General features: G+C 47.2%; 12 protein-coding genes, 13 tRNA genes, 4 rRNA genes and 1 pseudogene. 28 read left to right on the top strand and 2 right to left on the bottom strand.

Going from position 1 to position 17484, the window contains the following annotated elements; genetic code table 11:
• Positions 1 to 20: 20 nt before the first annotated feature.
• The 8 genes and pseudogenes from rplQ to MKY44_RS25310 all read left to right on the top strand — a co-directional run bounded on the left by rplQ (position 21) and on the right by MKY44_RS25310 (position 7036).
• Positions 21 to 386, top strand: coding sequence for a 50S ribosomal protein L17 (rplQ, locus tag MKY44_RS25345; protein ID WP_017692102.1), 366 nt, complete (start codon positions 21 to 23; stop codon positions 384 to 386).
• 159 nt (positions 387 to 545) lie between these two features.
• On the top strand, positions 546 to 1319 hold the full coding sequence (gene truA / locus MKY44_RS25340) for a tRNA pseudouridine(38-40) synthase TruA (protein ID WP_076216861.1): 774 nt from the start codon (positions 546 to 548) through the stop codon (positions 1317 to 1319).
• A gap of 205 nt (positions 1320 to 1524) precedes the next feature.
• A complete protein-coding gene (rplM, locus tag MKY44_RS25335; RefSeq protein WP_024633564.1) occupies positions 1525 to 1962 on the top strand; it encodes a 50S ribosomal protein L13 in 438 nt (145 codons plus the stop codon).
• Between the two features lie 19 nt (positions 1963 to 1981).
• On the top strand, positions 1982 to 2374 hold the full coding sequence (gene rpsI, locus MKY44_RS25330; protein WP_017692105.1) for a 30S ribosomal protein S9: 393 nt from the start codon (positions 1982 to 1984) through the stop codon (positions 2372 to 2374).
• 800 nt (positions 2375 to 3174) lie between these two features.
• On the top strand, positions 3175 to 3867 hold the full coding sequence (locus MKY44_RS25325) for a phosphoadenylyl-sulfate reductase (protein WP_091039173.1): 693 nt from the start codon (positions 3175 to 3177) through the stop codon (positions 3865 to 3867).
• Between the two features lie 23 nt (positions 3868 to 3890).
• Positions 3891 to 5032, top strand: a pseudogene (sat, locus tag MKY44_RS25320) (sulfate adenylyltransferase).
• A 68-nt stretch (positions 5033 to 5100) separates the two neighbouring features.
• The gene (gene cwlD / locus MKY44_RS25315) at positions 5101 to 5856 is read left to right on the top strand and encodes an N-acetylmuramoyl-L-alanine amidase CwlD (protein WP_036607212.1); all 756 of its coding nucleotides are present in this window, start codon (positions 5101 to 5103) and stop codon (positions 5854 to 5856) included.
• A 79-nt stretch (positions 5857 to 5935) separates the two neighbouring features.
• Positions 5936 to 7036, top strand: coding sequence for an Mrp/NBP35 family ATP-binding protein (locus MKY44_RS25310; RefSeq protein WP_341009098.1), 1101 nt, complete (start codon positions 5936 to 5938; stop codon positions 7034 to 7036).
• An 88-nt stretch (positions 7037 to 7124) separates the two neighbouring features.
• On the opposite strand, the gene gerD is transcribed toward MKY44_RS25310, so the two are convergent.
• Complete coding sequence (gene gerD / locus MKY44_RS25305; protein ID WP_341009097.1) at positions 7125 to 7874, bottom strand: spore germination lipoprotein GerD; 750 nt, start codon at positions 7872 to 7874, stop codon at positions 7125 to 7127.
• A gap of 125 nt (positions 7875 to 7999) precedes the next feature.
• On the opposite strand from gerD, the gene MKY44_RS25300 reads away from it, so the two are divergent.
• On the top strand, positions 8000 to 8632 hold the full coding sequence (locus MKY44_RS25300) for a KinB-signaling pathway activation protein (protein ID WP_047841115.1): 633 nt from the start codon (positions 8000 to 8002) through the stop codon (positions 8630 to 8632).
• Positions 8633 to 8730: 98 nt separating this feature from the next.
• Here the strand turns inward: MKY44_RS25300 and pdaB are convergent, their stop codons facing one another.
• The gene (gene pdaB, locus MKY44_RS25295; protein WP_036607219.1) at positions 8731 to 9507 is read right to left on the bottom strand and encodes a polysaccharide deacetylase family sporulation protein PdaB; all 777 of its coding nucleotides are present in this window, start codon (positions 9505 to 9507) and stop codon (positions 8731 to 8733) included.
• A gap of 122 nt (positions 9508 to 9629) precedes the next feature.
• Here pdaB and MKY44_RS25290 point away from each other — a divergent pair, with 122 nt between their 5' ends.
• The 19 genes from MKY44_RS25290 (at position 9630) to MKY44_RS25200 (ending at position 17429) form a co-directional block, all read left to right on the top strand.
• Positions 9630 to 10247, top strand: coding sequence for a stage II sporulation protein M (locus MKY44_RS25290; RefSeq protein ID WP_338707116.1), 618 nt, complete (start codon positions 9630 to 9632; stop codon positions 10245 to 10247).
• A gap of 153 nt (positions 10248 to 10400) precedes the next feature.
• Positions 10401 to 10631, top strand: coding sequence for a hypothetical protein (locus MKY44_RS25285; protein WP_017692114.1), 231 nt, complete (start codon positions 10401 to 10403; stop codon positions 10629 to 10631).
• Positions 10632 to 11111: 480 nt separating this feature from the next.
• Positions 11112 to 12664, top strand: a 16S ribosomal RNA gene (locus tag MKY44_RS25280).
• Positions 12665 to 12770: 106 nt separating this feature from the next.
• Positions 12771 to 12887: ribosomal RNA gene (gene rrf / locus MKY44_RS25275) — 5S ribosomal RNA — on the top strand.
• Positions 12888 to 12923: 36 nt separating this feature from the next.
• Positions 12924 to 13000: transfer RNA gene (locus tag MKY44_RS25270), tRNA-Ile, on the top strand.
• A gap of 22 nt (positions 13001 to 13022) precedes the next feature.
• Positions 13023 to 13098: transfer RNA gene (locus MKY44_RS25265), tRNA-Ala, on the top strand.
• A 211-nt stretch (positions 13099 to 13309) separates the two neighbouring features.
• Positions 13310 to 16236, top strand: a 23S ribosomal RNA gene (locus MKY44_RS25260).
• Positions 16237 to 16316: 80 nt separating this feature from the next.
• Positions 16317 to 16433, top strand: a 5S ribosomal RNA gene (rrf, locus tag MKY44_RS25255).
• The 16S, 23S and 5S rRNA genes sit together here with 13 tRNA genes alongside, the layout of an rRNA operon.
• 84 nt (positions 16434 to 16517) lie before the next feature.
• Positions 16518 to 16593 (top strand) — tRNA-Asn (locus MKY44_RS25250).
• Positions 16594 to 16596: 3 nt separating this feature from the next.
• A tRNA-Thr gene (locus MKY44_RS25245) sits at positions 16597 to 16669 on the top strand.
• A 10-nt stretch (positions 16670 to 16679) separates the two neighbouring features.
• Positions 16680 to 16750: transfer RNA gene (locus MKY44_RS25240), tRNA-OTHER, on the top strand.
• 7 nt (positions 16751 to 16757) lie between these two features.
• Positions 16758 to 16833, top strand: a tRNA-Val gene (locus MKY44_RS25235).
• A 9-nt stretch (positions 16834 to 16842) separates the two neighbouring features.
• Positions 16843 to 16917, top strand: a tRNA-Gln gene (locus tag MKY44_RS25230).
• Between the two features lie 9 nt (positions 16918 to 16926).
• Positions 16927 to 17002, top strand: a tRNA-Lys gene (locus tag MKY44_RS25225).
• Positions 17003 to 17008: 6 nt separating this feature from the next.
• Positions 17009 to 17089: transfer RNA gene (locus tag MKY44_RS25220), tRNA-Leu, on the top strand.
• Positions 17090 to 17099: 10 nt separating this feature from the next.
• A tRNA-Gly gene (locus tag MKY44_RS25215) sits at positions 17100 to 17174 on the top strand.
• 8 nt (positions 17175 to 17182) lie between these two features.
• Positions 17183 to 17259: transfer RNA gene (locus MKY44_RS25210), tRNA-Arg, on the top strand.
• Positions 17260 to 17273: 14 nt separating this feature from the next.
• Positions 17274 to 17347 (top strand) — tRNA-Pro (locus tag MKY44_RS25205).
• A gap of 11 nt (positions 17348 to 17358) precedes the next feature.
• Positions 17359 to 17429: transfer RNA gene (locus MKY44_RS25200), tRNA-Gly, on the top strand.
• Positions 17430 to 17484: the final 55 nt, after the last annotated feature.

Below are 17484 nucleotides of genomic sequence, written 5' to 3'. Positions count from 1 at the left end.
GAAGTGAAGGAGGGAAAACAATGGCATACCAAAAGTTGGGCCGTAATTCCAGCGCACGTAAAGCTTTGTTCCGTGACCTGGTAACCGACCTGTTCTTATACGAACGCATTCAGACAACTGAAGCGAAAGCAAAAGAGGTTCGCTCTATTGCTGAAAAACTGATCACTAAAGCGAAAAAGGGAGATCTTCATGCCCGTCGCCAAGTGGCAGCTTATGTTCGCCGCGAAACTATCGATGGTGAGCAAGATGCAATCCAAAAACTGTTTAGCGAATTGTCCGGTCGTTACGCTGAGCGTCCAGGTGGATACACTCGTATCCTGAAACTGGGACCTCGTCGTGGTGACGCAGCGCCAATGGTTTACTTGGAACTGGTAGACCGCGCGTAAAACAGATGAGATGAGGAAAGGGGACAGAATCAACGATTCTGGATTAACCCTTTTTTTCTCTTCATTTCGGAATTCGTGCTGTAATAGAAGCTCCGTAAGGGGCTTCTTTTGCTGTTCGGGATAGGGATATGTATAGTATGGAACAAAGGTGTGGTAATAATGCGGAACTTATGTATGACGTTAACTTATGATGGCACTGCCTATTACGGCTTCCAAGTACAGCCGGGTGGGAATACCATTCAGGATCATCTTGAAGATGCGATTCGTGCTTTAACCGGTGAGAAGGTTAAAATTACAGGTTCAGGCCGAACAGATGCAGGTGTTCACGCCCGCAGACAAATCTTCAATTTTCCTACGGAGTCCCAGATCCCGATTGAACGTTGGTGTATTGCACTCAACTCCAGATTACCCTCCGATATTGTCGTTATTGATGCGATTGAAGTTTCGGCTGATTTTCATTCTCGCTATGCAGCGAAAAAGAAAACTTATCGTTATACAGTCAATGCGAATCAATTTCCGGATGTATTCAACAGAAGACTGCAATATCATCATCATGCGAAGCTTGATATTATGGCAATGCAGGAGGGCTTACGACATTTCATAGGGACGTATGATTTTACCTCTTTTGCTTCACGCAAGTCTCAGAAAGAGAATCATGTCCGTTCGGTGTATGAAGCATGGATGGAAGTGGACCGATCAATGTGCAGAGACCATCCGCGCGATCAGGGTGTCATTCACATTTATGTGAGTGGTAACGGCTTTTTGCAACATATGGTTCGTATCATTGTAGGGACACTGCTGGAGATCGGAGAGGGCAAACGGAAAGCCTCTGATGTACCAAATATGATTGCTGCATGTAATCGATCTGCTGCAGGACCTACTGCAGTTAGCTGCGGTTTAATGCTCTGGGATCTTGAATACAAAAAAGATTAAATTTGGTGAGTGAAAAGCTTAATTAACACTTGCGATTTAATCGCCTATCATGTAATATAAAAGTTGTGTTTTCTTAATGGCTTTCCCACAGCCCCAATTAAGAGGTTCACATCAAATTTACAATCCATCAACACCTAAAGTTATAACTTAACGAACGAAGATAAATGAAAATGATGATTTTGAACATTTTAAGGAGGAACTTTTCATGCGTACTACGTACATGGCGAAGCCTAACGAAGTTGAGCGCCAATGGCACATCATTGATGCTGAAGGCAAAACCCTCGGACGTTTGGCGAGCGAAGCAGCAGCTTTGATTCGCGGCAAACACAAGCCACAATTCACTCCACATGTGGACACTGGCGATTTCGTTGTTATCATCAATGCTGAGAAAATCGTATTGACTGGTAAGAAAATGCAAGGTAAAAAATACTACCGTCACTCAATGCACCCAGGTGGTTTGAAAGTAACTACAGCTGAAGAGATGGTTAAAAACAAACCTGAGCGTATGTTGGAATTGGCTGTTCGCGGTATGCTTCCTAAAACTCGCATGGGCGAGAAAATGAAGTTGAGACTTAAAGCGTACAGAGGCACTGAGCATCCACATGCAGCACAAAAACCAGAAGTTTACGAACTTCGCGGTTAATTAAAAGGAGGACAGTTTCATGGCACAAGTACAATACTATGGGACAGGTCGTCGTAAACATTCGGTAGCACGTGTTCGCCTTGTACCGGGTGAAGGACGCATTGTCATCAATAAACGTGATATTAATGAATACTTCGGTTTGGAAACACTCAAACTGATCGTAAAACAACCACTGAACTTGACAGAAACGCTCAACAACTATGACGTTCTTGTTATTGCTCATGGTGGCGGAATCTCCGGTCAAGCCGGCGCAATCCGTCATGGTATCTCCCGCGCTCTGTTGAAAGCAGATCCGGAATACCGTGCATCCCTGAAAAAAGCAGGATTCCTGACTCGTGACCCACGTATGAAAGAGCGTAAAAAATACGGTCTTAAAGCGGCTCGTCGCGCACCTCAGTTCTCCAAACGTTAATATTAAAAGCCTTTGGCCTCGGTCAAAGGCTATTTTTATATATTCATGACCATCACGCCATATATTATATTAGTTTATGCGATAGCTCTCATAGCTCTGATGTCCCTCCCCATGCTTGTGTATTTTTCCTTCATTGCCTTTTCAATGTGCTCTTAATGTACCTCAATATAGTCCTATAATATGTACGTTAATACATCTACATCTTACTGAACCTCTCTAATCGTTTTAGATCATTGGATTTGCTCTTACGCTCTTACCCATCGCTCACCACACATTTTATAACAGCTCATATGAATCATCGTTTAGAACTCGCGCTGGATTTCTTGAATGTACTCAGCTTACTGTTTTGCGCTTAAATCTTTATTGCAAACCATATCAGTATTTCTTATGGAAACGATAAAAGTCCCTTACATATCAACAGCTAAAACTCGCAACGCTGCTCCCTCTAAAACTTTAGCTTTTCTTCCTTCAACTTTAATCACCCAGTGTTTTTTTGATGTTGTTCTTGACGACAAGAACTGTCCAAACCCAGTAACAGAAATGGTTTCCCAGGCTAAGAGATGTATTTTTACCTGTCTAACGACCTGGGCCAACATCATTGTTTTTATCTCAATAACAGAGAAATGGATAAATTGAACCAATATATTGTGTTAGAGCGACAATCAAAAATGGGCAAAAACTGATTTATTTACCATATGGCAGGGATTGACATCCGCATTGAAAGATTTATACTAAACATAATTCATATTAGATTAGTCGGCTTTAAGATGTATTGAATGCAGAATGGGGGAAATTCACGGATGAACTTGTTGGAGAAAGAAGAATTGGCACGGACGAAGGCAGAGGAACTGGAACATGCCAGTCCAGAGGATATTATTCGTTATGCTATTGAAACATTTCCTAATATCACTTTTGCTTGTAGCTTTGGTGCGGAAGATGTTGTACTTGTAGATATGTTGCAGAAGATCAGCCCATCCACAGATATTTTTTATCTGGATACTGATTTCCACTTCAAAGAAACATATGAAACACGTGATAAAATGCAAGAGAACTACAACCTTGAATTTGTACGCGTGTCACCTAAGATTACTCCGGAAGAGCAGGCAGCTCAACACGGTGAAGAGTTGTGGAAGTCTGATCCCAATGCGTGCTGTAACATTCGCAAAGTCGAACCGTTAACACGAATTCTTTCTCAGTATGATGCATGGATTACAGGTATTCGCAGAGATCAAGCACCAACTCGTGCAAACTCCAAGAAGGTTGAGTATGATTCAAAATTTGGCCTGATGAAATTTAATCCGATTGCACATTGGACGACGGAGGATGTATGGCAATATATTCGTGACAATAACGTTGTATATAATCCTCTACATGATCAGAACTACCCGAGTATTGGCTGTGAGCATTGCACACGTCAGGTTATGCCTGGCGAGGACCCTCGTGCTGGACGCTGGTCTGGTAATGATAAAACGGAATGTGGCCTTCATAAATAATAGATACACAAGGAACTGACAAGATGACATCGATTCTGCCACATGGAGGTACGCTGGTTCAGCGTATCGTATAAGGAAAAGAACAGGAGCAATTGTTGCAAGGCAGTAAAAACTTATCCTCTTTGCTTATAATACCTGGACGATATCAGATTTGGATCTGATTGGTGTGGGTGCGTTCTCACCACTTGAAGGTTTCTTGAATGAGGAAGATTACCTTTCGGTGGTGTCTCGCATGCGTCTCGCCGATGGAACAGCCTGGAGTATACCAATCACACTTGCTGTTGACGATAAACAAGCCGCATCCCTCCAGATTGGTGAACGTGTGAAACTTGTTGGTGATCAAGATGGAGTCACTTATGGATTGCTTGAAGTCCAAAGTATATACCAGGTGGATCAGGGTGAAGAAGCCCGGCGTGTATTCAAAACAGATGATCCCGAGCGCCCTGCAACATACGTAGGAGGTCCAATCCAAGTGTTGAACCGTCCAAAACCTTCGAAATTTGAAGAGTTCTATTATGATCCTGCAGATACCCGGAAGATTTTTCAGGAGAAGGATTGGAAGACGGTAGTCGGTTTTCAGACACGTAATCCGGTTCACCAGGCTCATGAGTACATTCAGAAGAGCGCTATGGATATTGTAGACGCACTCTTCCTGAATCCGCTTGTTGGAGAGACGAAGTCCGACGATGTTCCCGCAGATGTTCGGATGAAGAGTTATCTGATATTACTGGAGAACTATTACCCGGCTGATCGTGCGTTTCTTGGTGTGTTCCCCGCAGCCATACGGTATGCCGGTCCACGTGAAGCTATTTTCCATGCGATGGTTCGCAAAAATTACAGGTGTACCCACTTTATTGTTGTTCGTGACCATGCGGGTGTTGGTGATTATTATGGAACATATGAAGCACAGGAGATCTTTACTAACTTTACAGCAGAGGAACTGGGGATCACACCGCTGTTCTTCGAACATAGTTTCTTCTGTACCAAATGTGAAAACATGGCATCCAGCAAAACTTGCCCACATGATAAAGAACACCATATGGCGCTTTCCGGCACCAAAGTACGCGGGTTGCTCCGTGACGGCCAGTGCCCTCCTTCAGAATTTACACGTCCTGAGGTAGCTGAGGTCCCGATTGAAGGAATGGCGGAGCAAGTCCGGTCCTAGCGGTATATTTGTCCATCTTGTCCCATATAGATGATTAGAGTCATTTATAGGGACGAGGTGGTTTTTTTATGCGTAAAAATATGGGGAAACACTTTGTAGTCTGGATTAGGTTAAAAACAATCAAAAGGGTCATGCTGAGCCTCTGTCTGCTGGCCATGTTAGTGGCGGTAATGTCCTATGAACTGCCTTCCGCTAAGACGTCAGGTTATTGGAGTTTGCCGATGGCAGGTAAAGTCATTGCCATTGATGCAGGACACGGAGGTCCAGATGGAGGAGCGGTGAGTAAACAGGGGGTTATTGAAAAAGATATCAATCTGTCTATCGCCCTGTATGTGAGAGATTATTTGCAACAGGCAGGGGCCTTAGTGGTTATGACACGAGAAATAGACACTGATTTGGCGGAATCGGACACCAAGGGGTACTCCAAACGCAAGACGGAAGATCTGAAACAAAGAGTACGGCGGATAGAGGATAAGCAAGCAGATCTTTTTATTAGCATTCATATGAACAGTGTCCCATCCAACCGATGGAGTGGAGCGCAGGTTTTCTATACAACTAACCATCCGGATAACGAAGGTTTGGCCAATCTGCTTCAACAAGAGATGGTTCGTAATCTGGAGAATACAGATCGAATCGCCAAAACGGTGAATACGGTTTATCTGTTACAGGCTCTGAAGATCCCTTCAGCCCTGGTAGAAGTGGGTTTCCTTTCTCATCCGGAGGAGGCACGTATGCTTGCCGACGAAGCTTATCAACGCAAGGTAGCTGCTTCGATCTATAATGGAATTCTCAGATATTCCTCAGGAGAACGGCCTAAAAGTTAGTCAGAACAAGAAAGGTAATGATATAATTGGATCAGCATACCTAATTACATGCCAATAGATAAAGCTGAGGTGCTGTCTGATGTTATCAAAAGAACAGATACTTGAACTATTACAGCCATTACAAGAACCACAATTGGGAGTAAGTCTGACCGAACTGGAATGGGTTCGAGATATTATGGTGAAAGAAAATCATGTGGCTCTGACCATAGTGACACTGGAAAATCGACCTGAGGATACAACAGCCTTGAGTGATGCAGCGCGTAATCTGTTGTCCCAGCACGGACTGAAAGATGTACATATTCGTGTACGTGCAGCTTCTGAGCATGATCGTGAGAGCCTGAATATGGGACAACCCGATAATGAGCCAGATCGGGACGAAGTGCTCGTAAAAGGTCACGCAGCGGGTCTAGATGGACATGAGTTGTTAAGTCCTGAATCTGGTGTTCGTTTTATTGCTGTGGCAAGTGGTAAAGGTGGCGTTGGTAAATCAACGGTAACCGTTAATCTCGCTGCAGCCTTGGCACGTCAAGGCAAGAAAGTGGGCTTAATTGATGCGGATATCTATGGCTTCAGTGTACCCGACATGATGGGGATTGAAGAATATCCGGTCGTTGAAGATGGCGTTATTCAACCGGTTGAACGTTTTGGCGTCAAAGTCATGTCGATGGGCTTCTTTATTCGGGAGAACAACCCGGTAATCTGGCGTGGACCCATGCTAGGTCGGATGCTGCGTCAATTCTTTACGGATGTCCAGTGGGGCGAATTGGATTATATATTACTGGATTTGCCACCAGGTACGGGAGATGTTGCTTTGGATGTGCATCAGATGTTGCCACAGAGCAAGGAAATTATCGTTACCACGCCGCATGCAACGGCAGCTTTTGTCGCAGCACGAGCGGGTGCGATGGCCATTCAAACTGATCATGAGTTACTTGGTGTGGTTGAGAATATGGCTTATTATGAGTGTGGCAGTTGCGGAGAGAAGGATTATGTCTTTGGTCGTGGAGGCGGGGGAAGACTTGCGGAAAGTCTGCATACAAGCTTGCTTGCCCAGATTCCATTAGGCACGCCGGATAATCATCCGTCCGAGCCTGATTTCTCACCTTCAGTTTACAAAGCAGATTCCCGTATAGGGGCTATCTACGATGAAGTTGCCCGGTCCATTGAATCCAAATTCTAATGGTATGAGTGTTATAAATACAAATAAAGCCTGCGTCCACTTGGATGCAGGCTTTTCAGTATCTGTGGTGCGTCTTAACACCTGCTGTTTAGGATCCTCCGCCGCCTGAATCTCCACTGCTTCCACCATCTCCGCCATCACTGCCACCTTGGCCCTGACCGTCTTGCTGTCCGCCTTGCTCTTGCCCTTGTTGTCCGCCACTTTCCACTTTAGGTTGCAATTCCTCTTGCACTACCTTCTTGAGCAAAGTGAGTACTTCCATGCGGAACAACGGGTTTTGCATCACTTCCTGCATGACAGTCATGGTCTGTTTGCGATAATCCGGAGTCTTCGTCATATCCATGAACATCTTGGATACCTCAGGTGACTTCATGATGTCTTCAACAGACTTTTGATATGTGGGATCTTTAATCAATTGCATATGAAGTTGTTTACTTTGTGCGTTGATCACTTTGGCAAATTCACCCGCAAACTGCGGATCAGTCATGATCTTTTCGAATTCCTTCTTATATTCGGGAGCTGTGATGGTATCTTTTACTGCAATACGTATTTGTTCCGAAGATTGCACAGGCATTAACATTTTCATACCAATGGATCCCGAAGCACCCGAACCGCCGCCTTCTTCAGAACCGCTGCTTCCGCTGGATGAGCTTTGACCTGTAAGAGCTTCCTCCACCGCTTTCTTGCCTTCGTCACTTTTCAAAATATCTACAACCATTGTTTTCATCTCTTTATAACTGCCCTGAGGAGGCGAAGAACTCTGATCTGAACCGCAGCCGGCAAGCATGACGGATAGCCCCAGTACGACACAGCATAGCTGCCACAAAGGCCGTTTCATGTGTACAATCCCTCCTTGATTAGATACTGGATGTAGTATGTGATGGGAAAGGGGGAAATATGTTGAGCAATGATGGTTTTTTGCTGAGAAGGTTGGTAAAATAAACACTCGGGGGTGGAAAACATTTGAATTTACGTAGATGGTTTTTCCTGTTTTGGACAGCCTTGCTTATCGGGGCCGCGGGAGCATTAGGTACAGGATTGATTATGATGCTGGTGAACGGGGAGAAAACAAATGGATTGAATGATTTTCTTCTGTATCTTTTGATCCTATTTGGATCAGGGGTTATGATCAGCGTGTATTCACAAATGGGTTTCTTTGCATATCTGATATTGAATTATATGGGTAAAGGTGTATTTCCAAAGCGCGGTTGGCAGATCGTGCAGATTGTACTAACGGTGTTAGCCCTGCTTGACGTGATGTTTTTACGCCTGTTTGTTGGGGGAGACCGGGAGCGTATATCGGATATTGTGTTAGGTATCATTATTTTGGCAGCTGCAATTGTTACCGCTTACGTTAAAGTAAAGCTGACTCATATCTCCGCGCTCGTACCTACACTCTTTTTCATGATTGCCGTCACCATAGTGGAGACGATCGGCGTATTACGTATTGATGTGAATGCTGCAACCATATTTATTGTGGTTCCCTTGCTCCTATGTAATGCATACCAAATGCTGATATTGCACAGGCTGGTGGATGTATCGACGAACCGGAGTGTAAGTGGAAAGGCAGAACAGTTGAAAGAAAGCCGAGCATAGAATTCGTTTTGCATAAAAAACATACCAAAAAGAGCTAACCTGGTTAGCTCTTTTCAACTTTTACGCACCTAATTGAACTATAGCTCATAATTGAGTAATCATTGACCGCTGGCTTGGTCACGAACTTCCTTACCTTCCACACTGGAATGGTTGAGCAACTCAGACACGGTAACGAATTCATAGCCCTGATTTTTCAACTTGTCGATAATGACTGGGAGTGCTTCATGAGTTTGTTTAGAAGAATCGCTTGCATGTAGCAGTACGATGTCCCCTGGATGTGCCTTACTAACCACGCGATCAACAATGGTCTGTACACCAGGGTTTTTCCAATCCAAGGAGTCGGTATCCCACTGCACAACCTGATAATTCAGACTATTGGCTACCTGAAGCACTCGTTTGTCAAAGTCCCCGTTGGGCAGACGTAGTAATTTCGGTTCTTTTCCCGTTAAATCGGTTAAAATGCTATGAGCTGTCGAAATTTCTTTGCGAATTTCTTCCTCGGTCAGGCTGCTGTAGTTCTCATGTCTGTGACCATGGCTGCCAATTTCATATCCTGCCTCTTTGATGGCAGTAACAATTTCGGGGTGTGTCTTGCTCCAGGGGGAGGAAAGGAAAAAGGTTGCCTTCTGCACTTTATTCTCCTGAAGAACTTTCAGAATTGGCTCTGTCCGTTTATCCCCCCAGCTAATATCAAAGGTAAGTGCGATTACCTTCTTCTCGGTTGGAACGCTGTAGACGGCTGATGGTGCTTCCTCCGAGAATACGGAGACATTGCCTCTCTCCAGATAGATAATACCGATCGCAAAGATGGCAGCAACGAGGACAATCAGGTACCGTTTAATCTTTTTGCCGCTAAATACATAGAACGAGTTCATTTCAATAAGCGCCCCTCTCCCATAAGAAATGCTTGTTTACTCTCCAATGTATGCTCGTACTGCCCAGTTATTCGTAACGGAACCTTGTTTGTCCATCATTTTAGATTCTACAGGAGGTTATTATGTTAAAATTCAGTACATTTCTTAGAGATCTTGGTGCCATCCGCAGTGCATTAATTTGGTCCGTAGTTTTGTTTGCTGTTGGAATAGGGGCAGGGTGGGTGAGTACAGGGCCGCTGGAAGAACTGTTGTTGAACCAAATCGGAGGATTACGTGAAGTCAGTGAACGGCTGGAGCAGGGGGGCAATGTGCAATGGAACTTCTTCCTGTTTATCTTTTTCAATAATGCCATCAAAAGTGTACTTGTCATCTATGCCGGTATATTCTTCGGAATTCTGCCTGTCATCTTCCTGCTGATCAATGGGATGGTCCTTGGATTTGTGGTGCACACCACGATGAATTATGGAGCAAGCTTCTATGATATTGTGGTTAAAGGTTTACTTCCGCATGGCATTATTGAGATTCCGGTCATAATTATTGCTTGCGCCTTCGGACTGAAGTTTGGTGGTCTGGTTATCAAAAGCCTTGCACAACTTGGAAGTGACAAGCGAAATACGATGGGTACCCGGTGGAGAGCATTCATGAATAGAACGTTAACGGCATCCTTCTGGGTTGTCATCTTGCTTCTTGTTGCAGCAATCATCGAAAGCACACTTACGTATACTCTGGTGAGAGGATAAAATTTTGTGGTGGTTGGCATTCATAAATTTTCAGAAAGTTGACCATAACAATAAAACGGGTTCCAGCAGCACCCACAAAAGCGAATGCACGGGGTGTTGCATGAAACTTGTGTAAGTGTGATAAAGAGGCTATGCACAAAAAGGAGAACTCTAATGCTGGGTATGTTGTTTAACGAGAAGGAATGCAAGGAACTAGACTATGTGCTGCGTAAAGAATTAGATGAGATGCTTTTCGATCTAAGTGATAATCGTCTTGACCAAGAGATCAAATATGCTATCGCGAGCCGATATAAGACTGTGTTCCGCATGTATGCACGCTTTGCCCCGCCAAAAGAGTTGTCCAAGTATGCAAGAGGTGGGAAGCTGAAAAAGTCGAAGCCGTAATGCTGAAGCTAGTCATATATTCGATTTACAGTAGTGGAAGTGAGGTGCGGCTCTTCATAGCGGGTGCTGTACCTCTGAACCATGATAATGCTGAAATTGCTGAGGGGTTCATACTTTTTGTCGAAAAAGGGTTGACCTTTCTAATTTCATATGGTAAATTAATTTTCGTTCCTTTTTTAGGAGCGGTTCACCGAAACAAGCATGAAAATAAAGCGATTGAAAATAATCGAAAAAATAATGCTTGCAAAGAGAACTTCAACATGATATATTATAAAAGTCGCCGCTGAAACGACGACAACATGAAAAACAGCACTAAATTGAATGTTTGATCTTTGAAAACTGAACAACGAGTGAGTAAACATTCTGCTTGCAGAATGAACGCAAAAGTTTGAAACAAGCCTTGGCTTGGATCGGCTGGAGCACAAATGAGATTTTTAATCTCGTCAGATTCAAAATGAGCTTATCGCTCTTTTCAATACTTTATTGGAGAGTTTGATCCTGGCTCAGGACGAACGCTGGCGGCATGCCTAATACATGCAAGTCGAGCGGACTTGAAGAGAAGCTTGCTTCTCGGATAGTTAGCGGCGGACGGGTGAGTAACACGTAGGCAACCTGCCCTCAAGTTTGGGACAACTACCGGAAACGGTAGCTAATACCGAATAATTGTTTTCTTCGCCTGAAGAGAACTGGAAAGACGGAGCAATCTGTCACTTGGGGATGGGCCTGCGGCGCATTAGCTAGTTGGTGAGGTAACGGCTCACCAAGGCGACGATGCGTAGCCGACCTGAGAGGGTGATCGGCCACACTGGGACTGAGACACGGCCCAGACTCCTACGGGAGGCAGCAGTAGGGAATCTTCCGCAATGGGCGAAAGCCTGACGGAGCAATGCCGCGTGAGTGATGAAGGTTTTCGGATCGTAAAGCTCTGTTGCCAGGGAAGAACGCTTGGGAGAGTAACTGCTCTCAAGGTGACGGTACCTGAGAAGAAAGCCCCGGCTAACTACGTGCCAGCAGCCGCGGTAATACGTAGGGGGCAAGCGTTGTCCGGAATTATTGGGCGTAAAGCGCGCGCAGGCGGTCATTTAAGTCTGGTGTTTAATCCCGGGGCTCAACCCCGGATCGCACTGGAAACTGGGTGACTTGAGTGCAGAAGAGGAGAGTGGAATTCCACGTGTAGCGGTGAAATGCGTAGATATGTGGAGGAACACCAGTGGCGAAGGCGACTCTCTGGGCTGTAACTGACGCTGAGGCGCGAAAGCGTGGGGAGCAAACAGGATTAGATACCCTGGTAGTCCACGCCGTAAACGATGAGTGCTAGGTGTTAGGGGTTTCGATACCCTTGGTGCCGAAGTTAACACATTAAGCACTCCGCCTGGGGAGTACGGTCGCAAGACTGAAACTCAAAGGAATTGACGGGGACCCGCACAAGCAGTGGAGTATGTGGTTTAATTCGAAGCAACGCGAAGAACCTTACCAGGTCTTGACATCCCTCTGATCGATGCAGAGATGTATCTTTCCTTCGGGACAGAGGAGACAGGTGGTGCATGGTTGTCGTCAGCTCGTGTCGTGAGATGTTGGGTTAAGTCCCGCAACGAGCGCAACCCTTATATTTAGTTGCCAGCACTTCGGGTGGGCACTCTAGATAGACTGCCGGTGACAAACCGGAGGAAGGTGGGGATGACGTCAAATCATCATGCCCCTTATGACCTGGGCTACACACGTACTACAATGGCCGGTACAACGGGCTGCGAAATCGCGAGATGGAGCCAATCCCAACAAAGCCGGTCTCAGTTCGGATTGCAGGCTGCAACTCGCCTGCATGAAGTCGGAATTGCTAGTAATCGCGGATCAGCATGCCGCGGTGAATACGTTCCCGGGTCTTGTACACACCGCCCGTCACACCACGAGAGTTTATAACACCCGAAGTCGGTGGGGTAACCGCAAGGAGCCAGCCGCCGAAGGTGGGATAGATGATTGGGGTGAAGTCGTAACAAGGTAGCCGTATCGGAAGGTGCGGCTGGATCACCTCCTTTCTATGGAGAATCGTTTCCTGCAACGGAAACATTCAAATACAAAATCTAGCCAGGTCGGCTAGTTACTCACTCGTTGCTCAGTTTTGAGAGCTCAAACTCTCAAACGTTTGGTGGCGATAGCGAAGGGGTTCCACACGTTCCCATCCCGAACACGACCGTTAAGCCCTTCAGCGTCAATGGTACTTGGACCGCAGGGTCCTGGGAGAGTAGAACGCCGCCAAGCGTAACCCATTTTGGGTTCAAATAGTATATATATTGTGGGCCCTTAGCTCAGTTGGTTAGAGCGCACCTCTGATAAGGGTGAGGCCGGTGGTTCGAGTCCACCAGGGCCCACCATTTATACCTTTAAACTTTATATGGGGCCATAGCTCAGCTGGGAGAGCGCCTGCCTTGCAAGCAGGAGGTCAGCGGTTCGATCCCGCTTGGCTCCACCAAAAATGTTTTACAAGTTTGTTCTTTGAAAACTAGATATCGAAACGAAACAAACGCGAATTAGAACATTCCTTTTTAGCTGAACTTGTGTTAAACAAGTTTCAATAAAAACGGTAGTCAAATTGCTTTTGTGATGGTATCGGGTGAGAGCGACTTTTGGATTCGGACGTAGTCCAAACCAAGGGAAGCGAGCGACCGAAACCGGAACAAAATGGTTAAGCTACTAAGAGCACACGGAGGATGCCTAGGCGCTAGGAGCCGATGAAGGACGTGGCGAACAACGAAACTGCCTCGGGGAGCTGTAAGCAAGCTTTGATCCGGGGGTGTCCGAATGGGGAAACCCAGCTGGGGTAATTTCCAGTTACTCATAACTGAATACATAGGTTATGCAGAGGCATACCAGGGGAACTGAAACATCTAAGTACCCTGAGGAAGAGAAAACAATAGTGATTCCGTCAGTAGCGGCGAGCGAACGCGGAGAAGCCCAAACCAAAGAGCTTGCTCTTTGGGGTTGTGGGACGTCTCACATGGAGTTACAAAGGAACCGGTTAAGCGAAGAGGTCTGGAAAGGCCCGCCAAAGAAGGTAAAAGCCCTGTAGTTGAAAGTTGGTTCCCTCCGAGACGGATCCCGAGTAGTGCGGGGCACGTGAAACCCCGTATGAATCCGGCAGGACCATCTGCCAAGGCTAAATACTTCCTAGCGACCGATAGTGAAGCAGTACCGTGAGGGAAAGGTGAAAAGCACCCCGGAAGGGGAGTGAAATAGAACCTGAAACCGTGTGCTTACAAAAAGTCAGAGCCCGTTTTAGGGGTGATGGCGTGCCTTTTGTAGAATGAACCGGCGAGTTACGTTCCCGTGCAAGGTTAAGGTGAAGAGCCGGAGCCGCAGCGAAAGCGAGTCTGAATAGGGCGACATAGTACGTGGACGTAGACCCGAAACCGGGTGATCTACCCCTGTCCAGGGTGAAGGTGCGGTAACACGCACTGGAGGCCCGAACCCACGCATGTTGAAAAATGCGGGGATGAGGTGGGGGTAGCGGAGAAATTCCAATCGAACTCGGAGATAGCTGGTTCTCCCCGAAATAGCTTTAGGGCTAGCCTCGGAAAACAGAGTCGTGGAGGTAGAGCACTGATTGGGTGCGGGGCCCGCAAGGGTTACCAAGCTCAGTCAAACTCCGAATGCCATAGACTTACTTCCGGGAGTCAGACAGTGAGTGCTAAGATCCATTGTCAAAAGGGAAACAGCCCAGACCATCAGCTAAGGTCCCCAAGTGTGTGTTAAGTGGGAAAGGATGTGGAGTTGCACAGACAACCAGGATGTTGGCTTAGAAGCAGCCACCATTGAAAGAGTGCGTAATAGCTCACTGGTCGAGTGACTCTGCGCCGAAAATGTAACGGGGCTAAACACACCACCGAAGCTATGGCTTGATGCTTTGCATCAGGGGTAGGGGAGCGTTGTATAAGGGTTGAAGGTGTACCGTAAGGAGCGCTGGACATTATACAAGTGAGAATGCCGGTATGAGTAACGAAAAGATCAGTGAGAATCTGATCCGCCGAAAGCCTAAGGGTTCCTGAGGAAGGCTCGTCCGCTCAGGGTAAGTCGGGACCTAAGGCGAGGCCGAAAGGCGTAGTCGAAGGACAACAGGTCGAAATTCCTGTACCACCGTAAGCCGTTATGAGCAATGGGGGGACGCAGTAGGGTAGTGACGCGGACTGATGGATGTCCGTCTAAGCAGTGAGGCTGATGTGTAGGCAAATCCGCACATTGTAAGGCTGAGCTGTGATGGGGAGCGAAAATTGTAGTAGCGAAGGTCATGATCTCACACTGCCAAGAAAAGCCTCTAGCCAGGTGAAGGTGCCCGTACCGCAAACCGACACAGGTAGGCGAGAAGAGTATTCTAAGGCGCGCGGAAGAACTCTCGTTAAGGAACTCGGCAAAATGACCCCGTAACTTCGGGAGAAGGGGTGCCCCGGTAGTGTGAATAGCACGAGGGGGCCGCAGTGAAAAGGCCCAAGCGACTGTTTAGCAAAAACACAGGTCTGTGCGAAGCCGTAAGGCGAAGTATACGGGCTGACGCCTGCCCGGTGCTGGAAGGTTAAGGGGAGTGGTTAGGGAGCAATCCCGAAGCTGTGAACCGAAGCCCCAGTAAACGGCGGCCGTAACTATAACGGTCCTAAGGTAGCGAAATTCCTTGTCAGGTAAATTCTGACCCGCACGAATGGCGTAACGACTTGGGCGCTGTCTCAACGAGAGATCCGGTGAAATTTTAATACCTGTGAAGATGCAGGTTACCCGCGACAAGACGGAAAGACCCCATGGAGCTTTACTGCAGCTTGATATTGAATTTGGGTACGATCTGTACAGGATAGGTGGGAGCCTTTGAAACGTGAGCGCCAGCTTGCGTGGAGGCAACGTTGGGATACCACCCTGATCGTATCTAGGTTCTAACCTGGTACCGTAATCCGGTGCGGGGACAGTGTCAGGTGGGCAGTTTGACTGGGGCGGTCGCCTCCTAAAGAGTAACGGAGGCGCCCAAAGGTTCCCTCAGAATGGTTGGAAATCATTCGAAGAGTGCAAAGGCATAAGGGAGCTTGACTGCGAGACCTACAAGTCGAGCAGGGACGAAAGTCGGGCTTAGTGATCCGGTGGTACCGCATGGAAGGGCCATCGCTCAACGGATAAAAGCTACCCTGGGGATAACAGGCTTATCTCCCCCAAGAGTCCACATCGACGGGGAGGTTTGGCACCTCGATGTCGGCTCATCGCATCCTGGGGCTGAAGTAGGTCCCAAGGGTTGGGCTGTTCGCCCATTAAAGCGGTACGCGAGCTGGGTTCAGAACGTCGTGAGACAGTTCGGTCCCTATCTGTCGTGGGCGTAGGAAATTTGAGAGGAGCTGTCCTTAGTACGAGAGGACCGGGATGGACGTACCGCTGGTGTACCAGTTGTTCCGCCAGGAGCACCGCTGGGTAGCTATGTACGGACGGGATAAACGCTGAAAGCATCTAAGCGTGAAGCCCCCTCAAGATGAGATTTCCCAGTATGTAAGACCCCTTGAAGACGACGAGGTAGATAGGCTGGGGGTGGAAGTGCAGCAATGCATGGAGCTGACCAGTACTAATCGGTCGAGGGCTTATCCAATAGCAAGTTGTCATTCGCGTGTTTCGTTTCGAATCTAGTTTTCAGAGAACAACACTCTGAAATGTAAGCTAAGCGTTGCGTTTGGTGGCGATGGCGGAGGGGTTCCACACGTACCCATCCCGAACACGACCGTTAAGCCCTCTAGCGCCGATGGTACTTGGACCGCAGGGTCCTGGGAGAGTAGGACGCCGCCAAGCGAACTCTTTCATCATACATAGAAAACAGGCTCTGCATGTGGACGTTGTACGATGAATTGCATTTGCCCTGCAAATGCATATTATTCCCTGATAGCTCAGTTGGTAGAGCACTCGACTGTTAATCGAGTTGTCACAGGTTCGAGCCCTGTTCGGGGAGCCATTTGCTCTCATAGCTCAGTAGGTAGAGTGCATCCATGGTAAGGATGAGGTCACCGGTTCGATCCCGGTTGAGAGCTTTGGAAATGGGGCCCGTTGGTCAAGGGGTTAAGACACCTCCCTTCACGGAGGTAACAGGGGTTCGAATCCCCTACGGGTCATATAGTTGGAGGCTTAGCTCAGCTGGGAGAGCATCTGCCTTACAAGCAGAGGGTCGGGGGTTCGATCCCCTCAGCCTCCACCATATTTTTATTGGGGATTAGCCAAGCGGTAAGGCAACGGACTTTGACTCCGTCATGCATAGGTTCAAATCCTATATCCCCAGCCATTTTAGTATGAGTCATTAGCTCAGTTGGTAGAGCACCTGACTTTTAATCAGGGTGTCGAAGGTTCGAGCCCTTCATGACTCACCATCATATGCGCGTGTGGCGGAATTGGCAGACGCACTAGACTTAGGATCTAGCGTCTTTGACGTGGGGGTTCAAGTCCCTCCACGCGCATCCTTTATTTGCGGAAGTGGCTCAGCGGTAGAGCATCGCCTTGCCAAGGCGAGGGTCGCGGGTTCGATTCCCGTCTTCCGCTCCAATATTTTTGCGCCCTTAGCTCAGCTGGATAGAGCGTTTGACTACGAATCAAAAGGCCGGGAGTTCGAATCTCTCAGGGCGCGCCATTATTTTTTAGTATCGGGATGTAGCTCAGCTTGGTAGAGCACCTGGTTTGGGACCAGGGGGTCGCATGTTCAAATCGTGTCATCCCGATTTTTGTTTATGCGGGTGTAGTTCAATGGTAGAACTTTAGCCTTCCAAGCTAATAGCGTGGGTTCGATTCCCATCACCCGCTTTATATTTTGTAACACCTTAAACCCTTGCGCCACAAGGGTTTTTTCTTTACCCTA

The organism is Paenibacillus sp. FSL R7-0026, from assembly GCF_038004485.1.
Lineage (GTDB): Bacteria > Bacillota > Bacilli > Paenibacillales > Paenibacillaceae > Paenibacillus > Paenibacillus xylanexedens_A.
This window is presented reverse-complemented; position numbering and strand designations above follow the sequence as displayed.